Annotated in this window: 13 protein-coding genes, 2 tRNA genes and 1 pseudogene; 5 read left to right on the top strand and 11 right to left on the bottom strand. The window is 43.1% G+C overall.

Going from position 1 to position 22123, the window contains the following annotated elements; translation table 11 throughout:
* Positions 1 to 148: 148 nt before the first annotated feature.
* Positions 149 to 1501 carry an outer membrane channel protein TolC gene (tolC, locus tag DPF90_RS04370; protein ID WP_114785062.1) on the top strand — a complete coding sequence of 451 codons (1353 nt, stop codon included), beginning with the start codon at positions 149 to 151 and terminating at the stop codon, positions 1499 to 1501.
* A gap of 55 nt (positions 1502 to 1556) precedes the next feature.
* Here tolC and arcB read toward each other — a convergent pair whose 3' ends face one another.
* Both arcB and DPF90_RS04360 read right to left on the bottom strand, forming a co-directional pair.
* A complete protein-coding gene (arcB, locus tag DPF90_RS04365; protein ID WP_114785060.1) occupies positions 1557 to 3899 on the bottom strand; it encodes an aerobic respiration two-component sensor histidine kinase ArcB in 2343 nt (780 codons plus the stop codon).
* An 80-nt stretch (positions 3900 to 3979) separates the two neighbouring features.
* The gene (locus DPF90_RS04360) at positions 3980 to 5728 is read right to left on the bottom strand and encodes a sensor domain-containing diguanylate cyclase (protein ID WP_114785058.1); all 1749 of its coding nucleotides are present in this window, start codon (positions 5726 to 5728) and stop codon (positions 3980 to 3982) included.
* A gap of 527 nt (positions 5729 to 6255) precedes the next feature.
* Here DPF90_RS04360 and gltB point away from each other — a divergent pair.
* The 3 genes from gltB to DPF90_RS04345 all read left to right on the top strand — a co-directional run bounded on the left by gltB (position 6256) and on the right by DPF90_RS04345 (position 12672).
* Positions 6256 to 10719: a glutamate synthase large subunit gene (gene gltB, locus DPF90_RS04355; protein ID WP_114785056.1), complete on the top strand. Its 4464-nt coding sequence runs from the start codon at positions 6256 to 6258 to the stop codon at positions 10717 to 10719.
* Positions 10720 to 10739: 20 nt separating this feature from the next.
* On the top strand, positions 10740 to 12152 hold the full coding sequence (locus DPF90_RS04350) for an FAD-dependent oxidoreductase (protein ID WP_114785054.1): 1413 nt from the start codon (positions 10740 to 10742) through the stop codon (positions 12150 to 12152).
* 91 nt (positions 12153 to 12243) lie between these two features.
* The gene (locus DPF90_RS04345) at positions 12244 to 12672 is read left to right on the top strand and encodes a DUF1499 domain-containing protein (protein ID WP_114785052.1); all 429 of its coding nucleotides are present in this window, start codon (positions 12244 to 12246) and stop codon (positions 12670 to 12672) included.
* A 56-nt stretch (positions 12673 to 12728) separates the two neighbouring features.
* On the opposite strand, the gene truB is transcribed toward DPF90_RS04345, so the two are convergent.
* From truB to DPF90_RS04295, 9 genes are all read right to left on the bottom strand, one after another.
* A complete protein-coding gene (gene truB / locus DPF90_RS04340) occupies positions 12729 to 13676 on the bottom strand; it encodes a tRNA pseudouridine(55) synthase TruB (RefSeq protein WP_114785050.1) in 948 nt (315 codons plus the stop codon).
* A complete protein-coding gene (rbfA, locus tag DPF90_RS04335) occupies positions 13676 to 14089 on the bottom strand; it encodes a 30S ribosome-binding factor RbfA (protein WP_114785048.1) in 414 nt (137 codons plus the stop codon). The genes truB and rbfA overlap by 1 nt, the downstream gene beginning before the upstream one ends.
* A 102-nt stretch (positions 14090 to 14191) precedes the next feature.
* Positions 14192 to 16885: a translation initiation factor IF-2 gene (gene infB / locus DPF90_RS04330; RefSeq protein ID WP_114785046.1), complete on the bottom strand. Its 2694-nt coding sequence runs from the start codon at positions 16883 to 16885 to the stop codon at positions 14192 to 14194.
* 20 nt (positions 16886 to 16905) lie between these two features.
* Positions 16906 to 18393 carry a transcription termination factor NusA gene (gene nusA / locus DPF90_RS04325; RefSeq protein WP_114785043.1) on the bottom strand — a complete coding sequence of 496 codons (1488 nt, stop codon included), beginning with the start codon at positions 18391 to 18393 and terminating at the stop codon, positions 16906 to 16908.
* 24 nt (positions 18394 to 18417) lie between these two features.
* On the bottom strand, positions 18418 to 18873 hold the full coding sequence (gene rimP / locus DPF90_RS04320; RefSeq protein ID WP_114785041.1) for a ribosome maturation factor RimP: 456 nt from the start codon (positions 18871 to 18873) through the stop codon (positions 18418 to 18420).
* Between the two features lie 208 nt (positions 18874 to 19081).
* Positions 19082 to 19158: transfer RNA gene (locus tag DPF90_RS04315), tRNA-Met, on the bottom strand.
* Between the two features lie 54 nt (positions 19159 to 19212).
* Positions 19213 to 19296, bottom strand: a tRNA-Leu gene (locus tag DPF90_RS04310).
* Between the two features lie 15 nt (positions 19297 to 19311).
* The gene (gene secG, locus DPF90_RS04305) at positions 19312 to 19647 is read right to left on the bottom strand and encodes a preprotein translocase subunit SecG (protein WP_114785257.1); all 336 of its coding nucleotides are present in this window, start codon (positions 19645 to 19647) and stop codon (positions 19312 to 19314) included.
* Positions 19648 to 19858: 211 nt separating this feature from the next.
* Positions 19859 to 20362, bottom strand: coding sequence for a GNAT family N-acetyltransferase (locus tag DPF90_RS04295; RefSeq protein ID WP_114785039.1), 504 nt, complete (start codon positions 20360 to 20362; stop codon positions 19859 to 19861).
* Positions 20363 to 20820: 458 nt separating this feature from the next.
* On the opposite strand from DPF90_RS04295, the pseudogene DPF90_RS04290 reads away from it, so the two are divergent.
* Positions 20821 to 22116: pseudogene (locus DPF90_RS04290) on the top strand (putative bifunctional diguanylate cyclase/phosphodiesterase); the annotation flags it as partial.
* Positions 22117 to 22123: the final 7 nt, after the last annotated feature.

Below are 22123 nucleotides of genomic sequence, written 5' to 3'. Positions count from 1 at the left end.
ATATTCTGAGTTAAATTTAACTGCTTTGGGATGAGTTTTTTTAGATAACCAAGTGTAAAAATTTACAAAAATTTGCGTAAATTTGCATCAAAGTTGAGGTAAACTCTCGACGAGTTACCTTTTTCATATTTTGGCAGGGATAAAACCGATGAGAAAACTGCTTCCACTGGTGATAAGTGCAGCACTAGGCAGCCTTAGCGCGAACGCTTTCGCAGATACACTAACGGAAATTTATAATCAAGCAATCACAAACGATCCTACTTTATTGAGTGCAAAAGCCTCAAAAGACTCTGCTTTTGAAGCGATCAATTCGAGCCGTGCAACCTTACTTCCTCAAATCAACTTAACGGCTTCATACGATCTCAATCGAGGTGAAACAAGCATACCAAGCCAGCAACTAAGCGATGCGAGTAACGATTCGGATGTATGGAACGCAACGCTTGGCTTCTCGCAAGAGCTGTATAAACGCTCAAGCTGGATAACTTTAGATACCGCAGAAAAAAACGCTCGTAAAGCCGATGCTGCCTATGCAGCAGCTCAGCAGTCACTGATTCTTAGAGTGTCGACTGCCTATTTTGATGTGCTAAGAGCTCAAGACAATTTAGAGTTTGTCCAAGCAGAGAAAGCCGCTGTTGGCCGTCAACTAGAGCAAACAAAGCAGCGTTTTGAAGTCGGTTTATCAGCAATCACCGATGTTCATGACGCACAAGCTCAGTATGACTCTGTTCTCGCAGATGAAGTTTTGGCTGAAAATGAACTTATAAATAGCTATGAAGGCCTGCGTGAAATTACAGGCGTTGAACATTCAAACCTCTATGTATTGGATATTGAACGTTTTTCAGCGAGTAAAAGTGAAACACCTGTCGACACTCTGCTAAAAGAAGCAGAGCAGAAAAATTTAACCCTGCTGTCATCACGAATCACCAAAGATATTGCTAAAGACAATATTTCTTTGCAAAGCTCCGGTCACCTTCCTTCACTTACGTTAGATGGCGGCTATACACTTGCAGAACAAAAGAACAGTGATATTGCAACCCAAGATTCTGACTCCGACAATTTTAACATCGGCCTAAATCTCTCAGTTCCTATCTACAGTGGTGGCGCGACGTCTTCGTTAACCAAACAAGCTGAGTTTGATTTTGTGGCCGCAAGCCAAAACCTTGAAGCCTCTTATCGAAGTGTCGTCAAAGATGTACGAGCTTTTAATAACAACATTAATGCCTCTATCGGTGCACTGCGTGCTTATGAGCAAACCGTGGTTTCGGCTAAATCAGCCTTAGAAGCAACTGAAGCTGGTTTTGATGTCGGAACTCGTACTATTGTTGACGTTTTAGACTCAACAAGAAACCTGTACGATGCAAATAAAAACCTCTCTGATGCTCGCTACAACTACATACTTAGTGTTCTTCAGCTTCGAGAAGCGGTAGGAACACTGAATGAGCAAGATATTCTTGATATTAATGCTGGGCTCAAAGTTGCAAGCAAAAAAACCAAAAGTTAATCACTACTAACTTGGAATAAAACAGAAGGATGAAATACATTTCATCCTTCTTTACTCACCCTCTTTGTCCAAGCCATTCCTTTAACGTCGCAATATCATTTTGATATTCATTTTTGATTTCTTCGACCCAATCATCAATATTTTTCCACCACGCAGGTCGTTCTGGCGATTGTGCTTTTTGAGCCACTAGCTGAATATGTTTTAAACCTATAGAACCTGCAGCTCCTTTAATCTTGTGGGCTTCTTCAACAATACCCTGCTGATCTTTTGCCGTCATATTCGAATCAAGTACTTTTATATAATCAGGCATCATATTTTCAAACATACTAATGCTCTCAAGCACGGGCTGGGTACCAACAATATCGACATAAGACTCAAGCATATCCAGGTCTAAGACTTTATTGTATAACTCGCTCTTCTCACCTAGGTTTAGAGACTTGGTAGGCTGTAAAGGCTCTTGTATATCATTAGAAGTAAATTGGGCGATGACTTCCTGCATTGCAGTGACAGACAAAGGTTTACTTATCGCTTCATCCATTCCGTTTTGTAAGTATTCATCTTTGTCTTTGAGTACATTAGCCGTTAAAGCTATCAAAGGGGGTAAGTCTTTATAAGTTTGGCGATAAAAACTGGCTACATCAAAGCCTGTCATATCGGGAAGTTGAATGTCGAGAAATACAAGGTCATAAAGCTCAGGGTCAAACATCTCAATCGCATCTTGGCCTGTCATTGCCACCGTCACCTCGTGACCCATACTCTCAAATAAAGAGCGAGCAACAGTAACATTGAGTTCGATATCCTCTACCATGAAAATATTTAAATCTCTTTGAGCAGCCTGAGACGACTCTAACATTTCCTTAGTAGCTGATAATGGGGCACTGAGTGAAACAGTAAAGGTACTACCAAACCCTTCTTCACTACTAACGCAGATATCTCCTCCCATCATCTTGATTAGCTGCTTAGAGACAGCTAACCCAATACCGGTGCCGACAGCATGAAGATTATCTTTACCCGACTTTACTTGGTAATACATGGCAAAGATTTTATCCACTTCAGATTCAGGAATGCCAACTCCACTATCTTCCACTTCAATAGTTATGTGCGCCACATCATCCCTGATTTCAGCTTCTACCGTCATGACAACACCACCTTCTTTGGTGAACTTCATGGCGTTACTGATCAAATTCCAAAGTACTTGACGCAGTCGAGTCGCATCAACCTCAATAGCATCAGGTAACTCAGTTAGACGCTCTAAATCAAAACGTAGATTCTTTTGTGAAGCCATCAAAGCTGAGATACTTTCTATTTCTGCAACAAATTCTTCAAAGTTTAACCTGGCAGGAAACAACTCCAGCTTACGTCGATCAAACTTATCCATATCAATGATATCGTTAAATATATTCCCCAAAGTAATTGCACTAACATTGATAGTTTGCATTTGGTGGCGCTGCTCATCGGTAAGTTTCGTCTCAAGCAGCATGCGACTTAACCCAACAATCCCATTGAGTGGTGTACGTAATTCATGACTAATCGTTGAGATAAACGTTGTCTTATCTCGGCTGGCTTTTTCTAACGATTCTTGATGTCGCTTACGTTCTGTAATATCACGTCCAAACCCAACCAAACCAAGATGTCGACCATCTTTGCTGTAGAAAGGCACCTTACGTAGTTCAAAAAAACTCTTACGGCCGTCAGGATATTCTAACCATTGCTCGTAAGTCAGTGCCTTATTATCAGAAAAGACTTTTTGGTCCGTATCAACAATTTGTTGAGCAACTTCTTTTCGATATACATCCCAAGGAGTTAGACCGACCAACTGGTTCTCTTTTTTACCCGTAAGCTCTTCCATGGCACGGTTGCACCCAGAAAATACGCCATCAGCATTCCGGTAATATATAAGATCAGGTGAAGCATCAATAAAAGAGCGTAAAAGTGCTGTTCTTTCAGCCAGTTCTAGCTGAGTTCGCTCTCTTTGATAGACCTCATTTTCAAGATCTTTCATTGCTTCTTCTCTCGCTTCTTCAGCTTTAATTCTCTCTTCTATTTCCAGATTCAGTTTAGAGATATTTTGATGAAGCTTATGATTTAAATCTTGATCTCGTGAACGCATATCTCGCAGTTTAGAAACCAACTTAGAAAGTCTTTGTCTCGACTCTTCAAGCTGATCAACCACAACAGACAAAAAGTAAACAGCCCAAGGAGTAATTAAGAGCCCAAAAAACACTGAGCGAACAATATCAATATCATCGACACGCCCACTAAGAACTAATGTGATGCCAACTTGAACAACCACGGCCAAAGCAACGATGGCTAATGCGAGAAGAATAGAAAAACGTAAAATACCGAGCTTTACCAAAAGATCGACATAATACTGAGCGAGGTTTTTAATAGGTTTCATTAGACGCTCCGTGCAACAAGATAGTGAAATTTTACCTTTTTTCACCTCACACGGCTAAAAATTCTAATTACTGCATGAACCTAGTTGTTAGATGTGTGATGAACACAAGTTTGATTTCGTCCGTTAGCTTTGGCCTGATACAAAGCGCTATCAGCAAGTGCTATTAAGTTTTCGCTAGTGTCAGAAGGTTCAGGGACTATGCTTGCAATACCTATACTGACGGTCAAAATTGGGCACACTTTTGAAGCATTATGTTCAAGTCTAAGCTGTCTAACTTTTGAGTGAATGGTTTCTGCCACTTGATATGCTCCTTCAGCAGTAGAGTTAGGTAAAATAAATGCGAACTCTTCACCACCATAACGGGCAACACAATCACTACCGCGATGCAAGACTGAACTAAAAGCCTCAGCAACCTTAACTAGCGCATCATCGCCGGCTTGGTGCCCATAATGATCATTAAAACCTTTAAAATAATCTATGTCACATAGCATAACAGCTAAAGTTTTTTTCTCGCGACTGTGCAAAGACCACAAAGTAGTGAGCTGCTCATCGAAAAAGCGGCGATTACCTATTTGCGTTAAGCTATCAACTAAGCTCAAGCGTTCCAGTTCCTGATTAGCTTCTTCAAGCTTTTGTGCCGCCAAATAACGTTCTGAAACATCTCTCGCCATGATTAACACACCATTTGTACCTGAAGCAGGATCGCGAAAAGGGGACTTCACAACATCGTACCAAGTAAAGTTTCCTTTACTGTCAACCAGTTGGTCGATGTAACGAAGTGATTTTCCCTCATACAACACTTTTTGATCTGTCTCTGATAAGCGACGGTACACGTCATTAGGAATGATATCTTGAAGGCGTTTGCCGATTAGTTCATTGACGTCAGAAATTCCTAGTGCTCTGATGAAAGGCTTGTTGCAAGCTTGATAAACCATATTCTCATTAAAAATGCCGATGGCATCTGGGCTGGACTCAAGGATGTTTTGCAAAATGGTATCACGCTGTGCTAACGCAACTTCAGTATCTCGACGTCTATCCATTTCATCACGCAGACTCTTCTGTACATTGTGCCAATCTGTAACGTCATGACTAATGCCTATTGTGCCGATTCTTTCGCCAGAAGAGGAAATCAGAATATTTTGATAGGTTTCCAGTAAGCAGCTTCGACCTTCCTCATCCGTCGTCCATCTACGTTTGTTAGCTCGGCCTTTAACAACACCTTTAATATCAGCGCATCCTTCTTGTTGACGCTCTCCCCAAAAACGCTCAAAAGCTCTATTTGTGGATATAAGTTCACCTTCGTTATTTTTGACGAACACAAGTTCAGACAAATTATCCAAAGCACTGCGCACCACAGACAGTGACTGTATTTCACGCTCCATCTCTGCATGTGAGGCTTGATGAGATGATAAATAGAGTAACCAAGCAATACGACCTCTATATATGGTTCTTCGTCCACTTATATCTACTTTGATTCGGTTGTTTTTGGATACCTTCCACTCAATCGGAAAACACTTGAAACCATCTCCAGCAAAAAGCCCCACTGTCGACATCAAAAAATCTCGCGACACAGAATCAGGGAATAAAAAAGATTTACCGACACGACGAATAGCCAATAACTGCATCGCATTTTTATTGGAAAGCAACAATTTGCCTGTCTTAGCCTCGACCAGAATAAGCGCTGATGGAGCATCCTGCACCAGAAGCTCGATATGTTTTTGAACCCGGGAATAGAGCGCGGCCGACAATAGAATGAAGAATAGAATCACTACGAGGTCAAGACCATGCCCATGAGACGTATCCCACAACCAGTAAAACACCTGCTCCATTCTTACTTCTCTGCCTTTAACTACCACTTATATAAGACTACAAAAAATATCAGTTGACTGCTGATTTTTCTCTACTTGGTCCCCTTTTTTACCAAAGTGGAAGCGTATTTAGTTAAATAACAATGAATAATTCTAGCCATAAGAAGAATAACTACTCAATCCTTCCAAAATTTATCTTTAAGTCAGTATATTGTTCTAATGTTTTTAAATTTCTCCCGAGTCTAATTGTTGCAAAAATGTAACAACAAAAACACTAAGCAATTGAAAAATAAATAATTTAAAGAAAAACATCTCATAAATAGGCATTTAATGCTCTATTTAATCAAAAGCTTGACCTTTAATATCATAAGATTTACGTTGTTGGGATAGATGAAAATGATTTCATCATAATGAGAAAAATAATAAGAGGTTTAATTTACATTATTATGTTGATTTAAACCCTATGAGTGCATAGAAAATCGCCTGCATTCGTTTTCATTATTTAGGCAACACTGTCTGGAAGACAGAGAAGCAAAGGGAGAATTGCAATGGCTTTATATGATCCAAGTCTTGACAAAGACAACTGTGGATTTGGTTTAATCGCACATATGGATGGACATCCAAGCCACAAACTGGTTCGTACCGCAATTTCAGCGCTCGATCGTATGACTCACCGCGGCGGTATTGCAGCGGATGGTAAAACGGGTGATGGATGCGGTTTACTACTGCAAAAACCCGATTCTTATCTGCGACTCATCGCAGAAGAAAACAGTTTTAAGCTTGGCAAACAATACGCCATCGGTATGGTGTTCTTCAGCCAAGATCCAATAAAAGCTCAGTCAGCGAAAGACATTATCAATAAAGAGCTAACCCAAGAAACCTTATCTATCGCAGGCTGGAGGGACGTTCCGACCAACCCTGAAGTACTTGGACCAATAGCTCATAACTCCCTACCCAACATTCAACAAGTCTTTATATCAGCTCCGGCAGGCTGGCGTGAACGTGATATTGAACGCCGTCTTTACATCGCCCGTAGACGCATAGAAAAACAGATAGTTAACGATCAAGATTTTTATATATGTAGCCTATCTACTCAGGTATTAGTCTACAAAGGTCTCTGTATGCCAGCTGACTTACCACGCTTTTATCTTGATCTTGCTGATTTACGCATGGAATCCGCTATTTGTTTATTCCATCAGCGTTTTTCAACCAATACCCAACCGAGGTGGCCCCTTGCTCAACCTTTCCGTTACCTTGCACATAATGGTGAAATAAATACTATTGAAGGCAACCGCCAATGGGCCCGTGCTCGTGCATATAAATTCGCTTCCCCTTTACTGCCTGATTTACAAACCGCAGCGCCATTTGTTAACGAAACAGGATCGGACTCATCCAGTTTAGATAATATGCTCGACCTATTCTTAGCGGGAGGCATGGATGTGTTTCGGGCAATGAGAATGCTGGTTCCGCCTGCTTGGCAGAATCATCCAGATATGGATCCCGACTTACGTGCATTTTACGACTTTAATTCTAAGCATATGGAACCTTGGGACGGTCCTGCTGGTATCGTTTTGTCTGATGGCCGTTATGCAGCTTGTAATCTTGATCGAAATGGCTTGCGCCCCGCACGCTATGTGATAACCAAAGATCAACTCATTACTTTGGCATCGGAAGTTGGAATTTGGGATTATGCACCCGATGAGGTTGCTGAAAAAGGTCGAGTCGGCCCTGGGGAGTTACTTGTTGTCGATACACGTCATGGGAAGCTCTGGCAATCTAGTGACATCGATAATGATTTAAAAAGCCGCCATCCATATAAAGAGTGGATGGACAATAACGTCCATAAACTCACTCCGTTTTCTCAGTTACCTGATAACCAAATTGGTCAACGTCAATTCGACAACCTTCTTCTCAAAACTTACCAAAAGCAATTTGCGGTGAGCAATGAAGAGATCGATCAAGTACTCAGAATTCTCGCAGATACGGGGCAAGAAGCCGTCGGCTCCATGGGGGATGACACCCCAATGGCCGTACTATCTTCAAAAGAGCGTTTGATCACTGATTATTTCCGTCAAAAGTTTGCTCAGGTCACCAATCCACCCATTGATCCATTACGTGAAAAGCATGTGATGTCTTTGGCAACCAGTGTTGGCCAAGAGATGAATGTGTTTTGCGAAACCGACGGCCATGCTCACAGAGTCACTTTTGAGTCTCCTGTATTACTGTACTCAGATAAGCAGCAACTCCTCGAACTTTCCGATGAATACTACCGAAATACAGTAATCGATATTAACTACGACCCTGATAGTAAAAACCTCAAACAAGCAATCAATGATGTATGCGAGCAAGCCATTGAGTGTGTAAAAGCTGGCACAGTATTGGTTGTACTATCAGACAAAGCGATAGAAAAAGGCAAGCTTCCTATTCCAGCAGCCATGGCAGTAGGAGCCCTTCAGCGCAGATTGATAGAAGAAAACCTTCGCTGCGACGCCAACATACTTGTTGAAACAGCAACCGCGCGAGACCCGCACCAGTTCGCTGTTCTACTCGGTTTTGGAGCAACCGCAATTTATCCATATCTAGCTTATGAATCCTTGGGTAAGTTAATTGATGATGGCATCTTGGATGAGAATTATCGCGATGTGATGCAAAGTTACCAATACGGGCTCAATAAAGGGCTATATAAAATCATGTCGAAAATGGGTATTTCGACCGTTGCTTCTTACCGCTGTTCTCAGTTATTCGAAGCAGTAGGCATCAGCTCCGAAATCGTAGACCTCTGTTTCCACGGCGTTACAACCCGTATCCAAGGAGCAGGCTTTGAAGACTTCCAACAAGATTTATTCAACTTATCGAAAAAGGCATGGACGAAAAGAAAAGAGATTGAACATGGGGGCTTACTTAAATATGTTCACGGCGGAGAATATCACGCTTACAACCCAGATGTAGTTAGTACTCTGCAGCAAGCAGTAAAATCGGGGGACGAAAGTGATTACAAGCATTTCTCCCAACAAGTCAATCAAAGACCCGTGGCAACCCTTAGAGACTTAATGATACTGAAAAAGTCTGATACACCGCTCTCACTTAAGCGCATTGAGCCAAGTGAGGATCTCTTCAAGCGCTTTGATTCGGCCGCCATGTCTATTGGAGCTTTAAGCCCTGAAGCTCATGAAGCTTTAGCGACAGCAATGAATCGCCTAGGCGGATACTCAAATTCAGGTGAAGGCGGTGAAGATCCTCGCCGTTTTGGTACAGAACGTAACTCTCGCATTAAGCAAATTGCGTCAGGGCGATTTGGAGTAACGCCGCACTACCTAACCAATGCAGATGTACTGCAAATAAAAGTAGCTCAGGGAGCAAAGCCAGGAGAAGGAGGACAGCTTCCGGGACATAAAGTGACAGCAGAGATAGCGCAACTTCGCTACTCCGTACAAGGCGTGACGTTGATATCTCCTCCTCCACATCATGATATTTACTCGATTGAAGACCTTGCTCAATTAATCTTTGATTTAAAACAGGTTAACCCTAAAGCACTGGTTTCTGTCAAATTGGTCAGTGAGCCTGGTGTGGGTACCATAGCGACTGGAGTTGCAAAAGCCTATGCCGACCTAATCACCATCTCAGGATACGATGGAGGAACAGCGGCCAGTCCTTTGACTTCAGTGAAATATGCAGGTTGTCCATGGGAGCTTGGGCTGGCAGAAACTCAACAAGCATTAGTGGCAAATGGACTAAGACACAAAATTCGCCTCCAGGTCGATGGCGGCTTAAAAACGGGATTGGATGTAGTAAAAGCAGCCATATTAGGTGCTGAAAGCTTTGGTTTTGGTACAGCCCCCATGGTCGCTATGGGTTGCAAATTCCTACGTATTTGTCACCTAAACAATTGTGCAACGGGCGTTGCCACTCAAGATGAAACTCTACGTAAGCAGTACTTCAAAGGGTTGCCAGAGCAAGTCATGAATTACTTTATCGGCCTTGCTGATGAAGTGCGCACACTACTGGCTGAATTAGGCGTCGAGAAACTCACTGACCTTATTGGCCGAACTGACCTCTTGCAAGCGATGGAAGGCGTATCAGCGAAGCAGTCTAAGCTAGATTTAACTCATATTTTAGAGGCGCCAGTCTCGCCTGATAAACATCCATTATTTTGGACTGAGCCCAATACACCGTTTGATAAAGGCGATCTCAATCAGAAAATTCTAGATGATGCAGCCACCTCGATTGAAAAGCGTCAACCGGCAAGTTTTTTCTATAACGTCATTAATACTGACCGCTCAATTGGCGCTCGTATTTCTGGTGAAATCGCACAGCGCTATGGTAACCAGGGGATGGCCGCCTCTCCTATTAAACTTCACCTAGAGGGCACCGCAGGGCAGTCTTTTGGAGTATGGAATGCTGGCGGGGTCGAACAATACCTAACTGGTGATGCCAATGACTACGTAGGAAAAGGGATGGCTGGAGGTAAATTAGTTATCAAACCGCATCTTGGTAGTGCATTTCGCTCTAACGAGGCAACCATTATTGGTAACACCTGCCTGTATGGTGCGACGGGAGGTAAACTGTTCGCCGCAGGAAAAGCTGGAGAGCGATTCGGTGTGCGTAATTCAGGAACAATAACTGTTGTTGAAGGTGCAGGCGACAATGCTTGTGAATATATGACGGGCGGTATCGTTGCCATATTAGGTGCCACAGGCGTCAACTTTGGTGCAGGGATGACTGGTGGTTTCGCATACGTTTTAGACCAAAACCAAGATTTTACAGGTCGAGTCAACAATGAGTCGGTTGAAGCATTGTCTCTATCAGATCTCTACATACACCAAGAACATCTACGTGGTCTTATCGCAGAACACTTAGAAGAAACAGCCTCTACACACGCTGAAGATATTCTGGCCAACTTTGATGAATGGATCCCTAAATTTTATTTAGTTAAACCGAAGTCAGCGGATCTTCGCACTTTGCTCGGTCATCAAAGTCGCAGTGCAGCAGAGCTGCGCGTTCAAGCACAGTAATCAAGGAGGATGTCTGAATCATGAGCCAGAACGTATACCAATTTATTGACGTAAATCGTGTAGATCCTGCAAAAAAGTCGCTAAAGGTGAGAAAAATAGAGTTCGTAGAAATCTATGAACCTTTCACAAAACAGCAAGCAACCGCACAAGCAGATCGATGCTTAGATTGCGGTAACCCTTACTGCGAATGGAAGTGTCCAGTGCACAATTACATACCACAGTGGTTAAAACTTGCCAATGAAGGGCGAATTTTAGAAGCGGCTGAGCTATCACATCAAACCAATAGTTTACCAGAAGTCTGTGGTCGAGTATGCCCACAAGACCGCCTGTGCGAAGGTTCTTGCACCCTAAATGATGATTTTGGCGCGGTTACAATAGGAAATATTGAAAAGTATATTACCGATAAGGCATTTGAAATGGGCTGGAAGCCTGATATGTCACAAGTCGAATGGACAGATAAAAAAGTGGCTATCATTGGCGCAGGACCTGCTGGACTTGCCGCTGCCGACATTCTCGTTCGTAACGGCGTAAAACCTGTAGTATTTGACCGCTACCCAGAGATAGGAGGCCTACTCACTTTTGGTATTCCTTCGTTTAAGCTGGAAAAAGGCGTAATGGAAAATCGCCGCCAAATTTTTTCTGATATGGGGGTTGAATTTCGCCTTAATGTAGAGGTTGGACAAGATATCAAAATGGAACAATTGCTGGCGGATCATGATGCTGTTTTCCTCGGTGTTGGTACCTATAAAAGTATGCGAGCCAGTCTTGATAATGAAGAAGCTCAAGGCGTATACGACGCTCTACCTTTCCTAATTTCCAACACTTACAAAGTGATGGAGCTTGAAAACAGCCCATCTTTTATCGATATGGCAGGAAAGAAAGTAGTCGTGCTAGGCGGTGGTGATACAGCAATGGATTGCGTCCGAACATCCATCAGACAAGGAGCATCAAGTGTCACTTGTGCCTATCGGCGAGATGAACAAAACATGCCAGGCTCAAGACGCGAAGTTAAAAATGCCAAAGAAGAAGGCGTTAAATTCCAATTTAATCTTCAGCCTCTTGGTATAGAGGTTGGTGCTTCTGGTAAGGTTTCTGGGGTTAAAGTGGTTAAAACGCAGCTGGGCATCGCAGATGATGCAGGCCGACGCAGACCAGAACCTATGGAAGGCTCTGAGCATATATTGCCTGCAGACGCTGTTATCATGGCCTTTGGTTTTCAGCCACATAAAATGGATTGGTTAACACCCTTTGAAGTCGAGCTTGATCAATGGGGGCGTATCAAAGCTTCTAAAGACCAAGAGTTTCAATATCAAACCACGAATGAAAAAATTTTTGCAGGCGGTGATGCGGTGCGAGGCTCTGATCTTGTGGTCACTGCCATAGATGAAGGCCGCAAAGCAGCACAAGGCATTCTTGATTATCTCGATGTATAACTTGGCATAAACGTATAAAAAGGGTTGACCTATTTGCGTCAACCCTTTTTTATAGTCATGACTAAAACCTTATCTAGTTAGGACAATTCGAATGATAAGAGCCGCCTTTTTGACTTTATCACTACTGATGCTTTCGGCTTGTAGCCAAGGAGTTCAAACAATGACTGACAGAACTTTACTACCTTGCGGTGATAAACCTAATTGTGTATCTACGCAAGATCCCAGAGGCGAGCACAATATAGAGCCCTTCATTTTGACAGAGCAAGCCAATATCAATGCGATTGAGCAAGCCGCTCTAGAATTGCCCGGAGCAAAACTTGCTGAAAAGAGAGACGATTATTTACGTATCGAATGCACGTCAAAGATCATGCGTTTTGTCGATGACTTGGAGTTACGAATAGACGGTAATGTTTTGCTCGTGCGCTCAGAGTCACGAATAGGTTATTCAGACTTTGGCGTTAACAGAAAGCGAGCAGAACAACTAAGAAAACAGCTTCAAACAGAGAAACTCATTCTATAAAATAGACGTAAAAAAGCCGAAGCATTTTGGCTTCGGCTTAGAGATTCTATGGTGAATTAGTTCACTTCATCACGAAATACGACCAATCTTTTAGGCGCAACCTTGCCATCATCATTAAGCTCAGCAACACCGATAAAAGTACGTTCTTCACCCGATGTCATTCGCAGAGCTGGAGCGTCAGGTACACCAAAAACCTGAACAGGCATACCGTGCTGGACTAAGTCGGTCAATTCAGCGTTCAAATTGACCTCGGGTAAATCTTCTACTGCCGTATCCATAGGCAAAAGCAAAGGATCAAGGAGCTCTTTCGGAGCCACTTCATCACGATGCGCTTGATCCAGCAGCTCACTAAGCTGCTCTAACGTCACCATTTTATCGTATGGATAATTAGCAACACCTGTACGACGAAGCATAGTAACATGCGCCCCACAACCAAGCATTTCACCAAGATCATCCACTATAGTGCGGATATAAGTGCCCTTCGAACAGTGCACTTCCATTTCAACTTCACTGCCTTCAAAGCAATGAAGCAAAATTTCGTATACCTTTATTTTACGAGCCTCACGCGGTACTTCTATACCTTGTCGTGCATATTCGTATAATGGCTTACCTTGGTACTTTAATGCTGAAAACATCGAAGGGACCTGATCGGATTCACCACGAAACTTATCAATGCAGGCTTCTAATGTCTCATGAGAAACATTAACAGGGCGAGTTTCGACAACCTCACCGTCTGAATCTGAAGTATCTGTTCGTTGACCAAGCTTAGCAATCACTCGATAACGTTTATCAGAATCGAGCAAAAACTGAGAAAACTTAGTCGCCTCGCCCAAGCAAATAGGTAACATACCCGTTGCCAGAGGATCCAGAGCTCCCGTATGACCGGCTTTTTCTGCAAAATAGATACGCTTTACTTTCTGCAGTGCGTCATTAGATGAAATGCCAGTAGGTTTATCCAAAAGAACCACACCATTAATTGGCCGGCCTTTACGACGACGACCCATTAAGCCGTCCCCTCTTCTGGATTGCTATCTTCGCGACCTGAATCTTTCTGCTTACGTTTATCTTCACTAATGACTTCGCTGACCAAGTTTGACATACGCATACCCTCGACAAGCGTATTGTCATAGTGGAAACGAATTTCTGGGGTTAAGCGCAAGCGAATGCGTTTGCCCAGCATCATACGAATATGAACCTCATGCTCACGCAATGCCGTCAAACATGATTCAGGAGTTTGTTCACCCACACACAAGAAGGTTACAAATACTTTTGCGTAGGCAAGATCACGTGATACTTCCACATCAGAAATCGTAACCATACCTAAACGTGAGTCACGGACTTCTCTTTGTAAGATCATCGCTAGTTCTTTCTGCAGCTGCTGTGCGACACGCTGCGTACGACTAAATTCTTTTGACATATCTTTTCTCTTATTAGAAAGAATGGGGGGATGGTTATAACCAGCCCCCCATGGCGTATTCAACAACCAATTACCGCTTATTTTTCAAAGCTTCTTAGTCAATTAATCAAGAGTACGTTTTACTTCAACGATTTCGAATACTTCAATTTGGTCACCAACGCGAACATCATTATAGTTCTTAACGCCGATACCACACTCGTAGCCGCTCTTAACTTCTTGAACATCATCTTTAAAGCGACGAAGTGATTCAAGCTCGCCCTCATAGATAACAACATTATCACGTAGAACACGGATTGGGTTGTTACGTTTGATAAGGCCTTCAGTCACCATACAGCCAGCAATCGCACCAAGCTTAGGCGACTTAAACACATCACGAACTTCAGCAAGACCAATGATTTCTTGCTTAAATTCAGGCGCTAACATACCACCCATAGCCTGTTTCACTTCATCAATCAATTGATAAATGATTGAGTAGTAACGCAAGTCTAGGTTTTCAGTTTCCACTGCGCGACGTGCTGTTGCATCGGCACGCACGTTAAAGCCAAGAATAATTGCGTTAGAAGCAGCCGCTAGCACTGCGTCAGTTTCAGTGATTCCACCAACACCAGAACCAACGATGTTTACTTTCACTTCATCAGTAGAAAGTTTCAGTAGTGAATCAGCAATAGCTTCTACAGAGCCTTGAACGTCCGCTTTAAGTACAACGTTAAGTTCAGCAACCTCACCTGCGGCCATATTAGAGAACATATTCTCAAGCTTAGCTTTCTGCTGACGAGCGAGTTTAACATCACGGAACTTACCTTGACGGTAGTTTGCAACTTCACGAGCTTTACGCTCATCACGTACAACCGTTGCTTCATCACCTGATGCAGGAACACCAGACAAGCCGATGATCTCGACCGGAATAGAAGGACCCGCAGTGAAGATCTCCTTGCCATTTTCATCGCGCATTGCACGAACGCGGCCATATTCTTGACCACAAAGAAGGATATCACCTTTGTTCAAAGTACCAGACTGTACAAGAACCGTTGCAACTGGACCGCGTCCTTTATCTAGGCGGGACTCAACAACAACACCAGAAGCCATGCCTTCTTCCACAGCAGTCAGTTCAAGAACTTCTGACTGAAGCAAAATAGTTTCAAGTAAGCCTTCAATATTAGTGCCCTGTTTAGCTGAGATGTGAACAAACATGTTCTCACCACCCCACTCTTCAGGGATCACGTCATACTGAGAAAGCTCATTCTTAACATTGTCTGGGTTAGCGTCTTCTTTATCAATCTTGTTAACAGCGACAATCAAAGGTACACCAGCAGCTTTAGCGTGCTGAATCGCTTCGATAGTTTGCGGCATCACACCATCATCTGCTGCCACAACAAGTACAACAATATCAGTTGCTTGAGCACCACGAGCACGCATTGCAGTAAACGCAGCGTGTCCAGGAGTATCAAGGAAAGTAATCATACCGTTGTCAGTTTCAACGTGGTATGCACCAATATGCTGTGTAATACCACCAGCTTCACCTGAAGCAACGTGAGCCTTACGGATATAGTCAAGTGTTGACGTTTTACCATGGTCTACGTGACCCATAATAGTGACAACAGGAGCACGAGGAACCGCTTCTGCATTGCTATCACGATCAGATAGAACGGCTTCTTCCAGTTCATTCTCTTTGCGAAGAATAACTTTATGGCCCATTTCTTCTGCAACAAGCTGTGCAGTTTCTTGGTCAATCACTTGGTTAATCGTTGCCATCGCACCCATTTTCATCATCACTTTGATGACTTCAGTGCCTTTCACTGACATCTTGCTTGCCAGCTCAGAAACAACAATCGTCTCACCGATAACAACATCTGCTTTCGCAACAGTCGCTGTTTTATCAAAGCCCTGCTGCATTGAAGCAGGTTTAGCCAGCTTGCCTTTATTACGACCTTTGCCGCCACGAGGGCTGCGGCTATTACGGCTTTGTTCTTCAGTGTTTGAGCCGGAAGCCTTCTTCTTCTTCTTGCGACGGCCACCCTCTTCACGACGGTCAGCTGCATCTTCAGCTTCACGTGCGTAAGACGAGGTTGTCACGTGGTAATCCGAATTTTCCAGTTCTTTTTTCTTTTGTTCTTCTTCGCTCCAACGTGCTTCATTTTCTTCAGCCAGTTTACGAGCTTCTTCGACTAATTTTGCCGCTTCTTGCTCTGCTTTACGCTGAGCTTCTTCTTCTTGACGACGTTTTAGATCGTCTGCTTCTTTTTTCGCTTGCACGGTCAATTCGGCACTTTTTGCATTCATGTCTTTTTTAGCCTTATCAGCTTGTACGCGTTTGGCTTTTTCTTCAGCTTCACGTTTTGCATCCGCTTCTCGTTTCGCTTTTTCTTCAGCCTCGCGCTTTGCTTTCTCTACAGCTTCACGTTTTGCTGCTTCTTCAGCCTCACGCTTCGCAAGCTCTTCGGCTTCACGCTTTGCTGCTTCCTCAGCTTCGCGATTTGCGTCGTCTTCGATAATGCTGCGCTTCACATAAGTTCGCTTCTTGCGAACTTCGATTTGAACATCTTTACTCTTGCCTCCACCTGCATTCACACTAAGGGTGCTGCGAGTTTTTCTTTGTAGAGTCAAACGAGTCGGTTCGGCTTCGCCAGAAGTGTCACCATGCTCTTTCTTAAGGTGTGTAAGAAGCTTTTGTTTCTCTTCTTCACTCACCTGGTCTGCGCTTGCCTTTGCCATACCAGCATCAGCAAGTTGCTCCAATAAGCGATCAACTGGTGTGCCGATCTCGTCACTCAAAGCTTTAACAGTAATTTGTGTCATGCGCTTCCTCCTTGCTGAAATTATTCTTCTTCACCGAACCAACAAATATTACGTGCTGCCATGATAAGCTCACCAGCACGCTCTTCGGTAAGACCTTCTACACCTTCGAGATCGTCAATACCTTGGTCAGCAAGATCTTCAAGTGTCACCACTCCTTTTGCTGCGAGTTTGAAAGCAAGCTCACGCTCTAAACTTTCTAACGCTAGCAAGTCTTCAGCGGGCTCTAAACCATCAAAAGATTCCTCTTGGGCAAGAGCCAAGGTAGTCAAAGCATCTTTAGCTCGATTACGTAGTTCTTCAACCAAGTCTTCATCCAAGCCATCAACTTCCAATAGCTCGTTGACTGGAACATAAGCTACTTCTTCGAGTGAAGAGAAGCCCTCTTCAACCAGCAATTGAGCAAAGTCTTCTTCAATATCGAGGTACTTCATGAAGTTCTCAATCGCTGCCTGAGATTCTTCTGTGTGTTTCTTATGCAAATCTTCAACTGTCATCACATTCAGTTCCCAACCAGTAAGCTGAGATGCCAAACGTACATTCTGACCGTTACGACCAATCGCTTGTGCCAAGTTATCGGCTTCAACGGCAATGTCCATAGCATGAGCGTCTTCATCAACAATGATCGAAGCAACATCTGCCGGCGCCATTGCATTGATAACGAATTGTGCTGGATTGTCGTCCCAAAGCACGATATCAATGCGCTCTCCACCAAGCTCACCTGACACAGCTTGAACACGAGCACCACGCATACCTACACAGGCACCCACTGGGTCGATGCGTTTATCATTAGTCTTAACCGCAATCTTTGCGCGAGAGCCAGGATCGCGAGCAGCACCTTTAAGCTCGATAATCTCTTCAGCAATTTCCGGCACTTCAACACGGAAAAGCTCTGCAAGCATTTCTGGTTTTGAGCGAGTGATAAATAGCTGAAAGCCACGGGCATCAGGCGCTACACGGTACAGTAATCCACGAACACGGTCGCCTGGACGATGGTTCTCTCGCGGAAGTTGGTCATCACGCAGGATTACCGCTTCAGCATTATTGCCCAAATCAAGAATAATGGTGTCGCGGTTTACCTTTTTAACCACACCAGTTACCAGCTCACCTTCATTATCGATGAACTGTTCTACAATCTGTGCACGTTCTGCTTCACGTACTTTCTGTACAATAACTTGCTTTGCGGTTTGAGTAGTGATTCGATCAAAAGTAACCGAATCGATCTCATCTTCTACAAAAGCACCAAGTTCAATTGAGTCGTCTTCATACTGAGCTGCTTCTAGAGAAATTTCCTTGGTTGGGTTTTCTACTTCTTCAACCACAAGCCAACGGCGGTACGTGTCAAATTCGCCTGTTTTACGGTCAATCTCTACACGCACATCAATCTCGATTTCGTGCTTTTTCTTAGTCGATGTCGCTAAAGCGGTCTCTAGCGCTTCAAAAATACGTTCACGAGGTACCCCTTTTTCATTCGATACCGCTTCTGCTACCGCTAAAATTTCTTTACTCATTTTAAATAGCCTCTAAGACCTTGATTAAAATTTAGGGATCAGGTTAGCTTTTGAAATATTGCTCAAAGCAAACTCTTCTTCATTGCCGTCAATATTGACTGCGACTGTATCACCGTCGACAGAATGGATAGTACCTTTCCACTTACGACGATTACCCACAGCCATTTTCAAAACAATGCTGACCTCGTGACCAATAAATTGTTCATAATGTGCTGCTTTGAAAAGTGGTCTCTCTAAACCTGGAGAAGACACTTCGAGGTTGTAAGCCACTGTGATTGGATCTTCGACGTCCATAACTGCGCTGACCTGACGACTTACTTCTGCACAATCATCCACTGTAATGCCATTTTCATGGTCAATAAAGATACGCAACGTTGAGTGTTCGCCTGCGCGAATAAACTCTAATCCAACTAACTCATAGCCTAATGCCACTACTGGAACTTCAAGCATTTCAGTAAGTTGTCTTTCTAAACCAGTCATTTAAACCACTCCAGAAACAAAAAAAGGGCTTATAGCCCAATTTAAATTCCAAGCAACTTCTAACTATCCCAAATTCGGATATTTAGATAACAAAAAACCCCGATTAGTCGGGGTTTTTTATGCTGGACCCTTATATGCTAGGCAATAAATTTCGCCTAACCACAGCAACTTGGTCGCTGCTGTGCAAACTTGCCCACTCCAAAAGGATTGGTTGCGGGGGCCGGATTTGAACCGACGACCTTCGGGTTATGAGCCCGACGAGCTACCAAGCTGCTCCACCCCGCGTCCGACTTGTCGAGCATTATACGCTCTCTAAGTTGTTTTACAAGTTTGTAAAAATGGTGCCGAGAGAGGGACTCGAACCCTCACACCTAAGGCACTAGCACCTCATGCTAGCGTGTCTACCAATTTCACCATCTCGGCAGCTAAATTTTTAGCTTATTGAGGAATTTCATCACCTGTTGGTGCTGGAACTTCGCTCGCTGCGTCATCAGCTTGCTGAATAACTTGACCTTGAGTCGGGTCAACCCACTGAGATTCAGTTTTGTGTGTTGACATGTTACCTAGCGTTAAGCTGAGTGCAAAAAATACTGTTGCAAAAATTGCAGTCATTCGGGTTAGGAAGTTTCCTGAGCCACTTGCGCCAAACACTGTGTTTGATGCGCCAGCACCGAATGAGGCTCCCATATCTGCGCCTTTACCTTGTTGAATCAGCACTAGTCCGATTACACCAATCGCTGCCAACAGGTAAATCACAAGTAGAACTGTAAACATTGCTTCCACCTATGTTCCAAATTGTTGAGCCAGCGCCGCTCGAAATCACTTTCTGAACAAGGCTAGCGGCCCCCTTATTGAAGGCCGAGCAATACTAACGAAAGGTTATTACGCTGACAAGCAGAATTTAAAAAAAAATCATATAAGAGACGTCAAGCGTTCAAAAAAAGGTCAAAAAGAGTGTTTCTTATTCTTCGGCCCAATATATGAACTAAAGTTCTGAAAACTCAGAGCTGTATTCAATCCTTCCTGAACGATTAGCAAACTCATTGTCGCTAAGCTCTAATACTTGAAATGCACCACTAGGGACATCCCACTGACACGAAAAACCATATTTTTCGCTCGCTTTAAAGCCAAAACGCGAATAATAGTTGGGATCACCAAGTACAACGCACACGGGATAGCCAAACTCTTTAAGAGAAGCTAAGCCTTCTTTAACAAGCTCAGCAGCCAGCCCTTGGCATCGGTATTCTTTTTGAATAGCTAATGGAGCAAGCCCTTGCCAATTCAAATCTTCACCATTTAATGTCACAGGGCTAAACATCACATAACCTATAATTTCACCCTCATCGTTACTCACGACAAGCGATAATGTTCTACGACCATTTTCTCTGAGCCTCATAACAAGATTTGCTTCAGACTCGGTGTCAAAAGCTGACTTAATCAATGTATCAACGGTCAAGATATCTGCCGGTGCTTCAGTTCGAATAAGCATTAACCACCTCTCTTTACGTATGATTCATTGTACCTGCGAATCCTCACAATGCGCTACACAAATCAAAAAAGTTTGCAACGAGTTAAACATTTTTCATTCGTTCATCTCAGTCCAACTGTGCACGAAAAAATTTTGAAACATTATTTAGTCAAAAATAGCAATAACTGGATTGAATATCTCAAAAACGACATACAAGCATACATCTACATATGTAAGCTCTTGTTAATCAAGCTAGTAATCCGTTAGTTTGTAAATAACGGAATATGGTCACGCTCTAATTTATATAGTTTTCCAGTGAGCCGTAAATTTCAATCCTCTTGGTCGAACATTCACCGGGCTATAGATTAGGCATTATGCCTAATCTATAGCCTACATTACTCTCAGGAGAGTCGGTAAAACCCTTGATACTGTCGCAACAACTGCAATACTGGTTGAAAAAGATAACCTCTAACCCTTTGTTTCCGAATACCACTTTAGAGCACCTACACTGTAATACCCTGAACCGGTTAGAATTTATCCAAAGTATCAACCAATTAATCAATGACGAAGTTCCCCTGTTACTCCTCTATCTCGATATTGATAATTTCAAAAGTATTAATGGTTCTTTGGGTCACAACATTGGTGACAAGGTATTAGCTCAAGCATCAACTCGCCTTATTGAATTTTTACCTCATCATGCTTCGGTAGGACATTTCGGCGGTGATGAGTTTGGTATCCTAATTCCCAGCCATTGTAATACATGCTCTGCTGATGTTTGGGCAAGACGTATTATTTCACTGATGAGCGTGCCTTTTGACCTAAATCACTTCAGTAAAGGATTATCTTGCTCTATTGGCAGCGTCACCTACCCCAAAGATGGTAATAATGCACACCTTTTGGTTCAAAATGCTGACATCGCCATGTACGAAGCCAAAGAACGAGGCAGACACCGCTCAATCAAGTTTAATCAATCAATGAACAAAAATGCTCGCATGCGACTTTGGTTAGAAATTGAATTGGAAAAGGCTTTAAAACAAGATGGCCTAGAGGTTTGGTATCAACCCAAAGTTAATGCCCACAGCCACGATATTAATGGTGCAGAGGCTTTGTTACGTTGGAAGCATCCCATTGAGGGCTACATCAGTCCAAGCTCCTTTATTCCAATAGCGGAACGTTCAGGGTTGATAGAAAGTCTAGGCCAAGTTGTGATGCAAGAAGTCTTCGATACGGTTAAGCAATGGGACCAACGAGGTATCCTACCTGGTCAAATTGCCGTCAACCTATCTGCCGAACAATTTTGTAATCCAAACCTAGTAACCTACATCAACAAGCTTTTACAACGTACTGGAATCAACCCACACTCTATCACTTTTGAGTTAACAGAAAGTACCGTTATGGGCAACAGTGAGCACACACTGGAAACGCTTAATGCAATCAAACAATTGGGGTTTACTCTGTCTATCGATGACTTTGGTACGGGTTACTCTTCACTGTCCTATCTGGCACGCTTTCCTGTTGATGAGCTCAAGATAGACCGAACCTTTATAAAAGACATAAAATCTATACCCAAACAAAAGACGGTGATAGAAAACATCATCAAACTGGGTCAATCTCTCGATCTTAATGTTGTTGCTGAAGGGGTCGAGACAAAGCAACAAGCAGCGCTAGTCACAAACTTAAACTGCAACTCTATCCAAGGCTTTCACTTCTTTCATCCTTCACCGAAATACAAAGTAGAGCAAATTTTTACCCAACACAGAAGGATAAGCCGGTAAAAGTATT

Source organism: Vibrio tetraodonis, from assembly GCF_003350295.1.
Classification (GTDB): Bacteria; Pseudomonadota; Gammaproteobacteria; order Enterobacterales; family Vibrionaceae; genus Vibrio; species Vibrio tetraodonis.
This window is presented reverse-complemented; position numbering and strand designations above follow the sequence as displayed.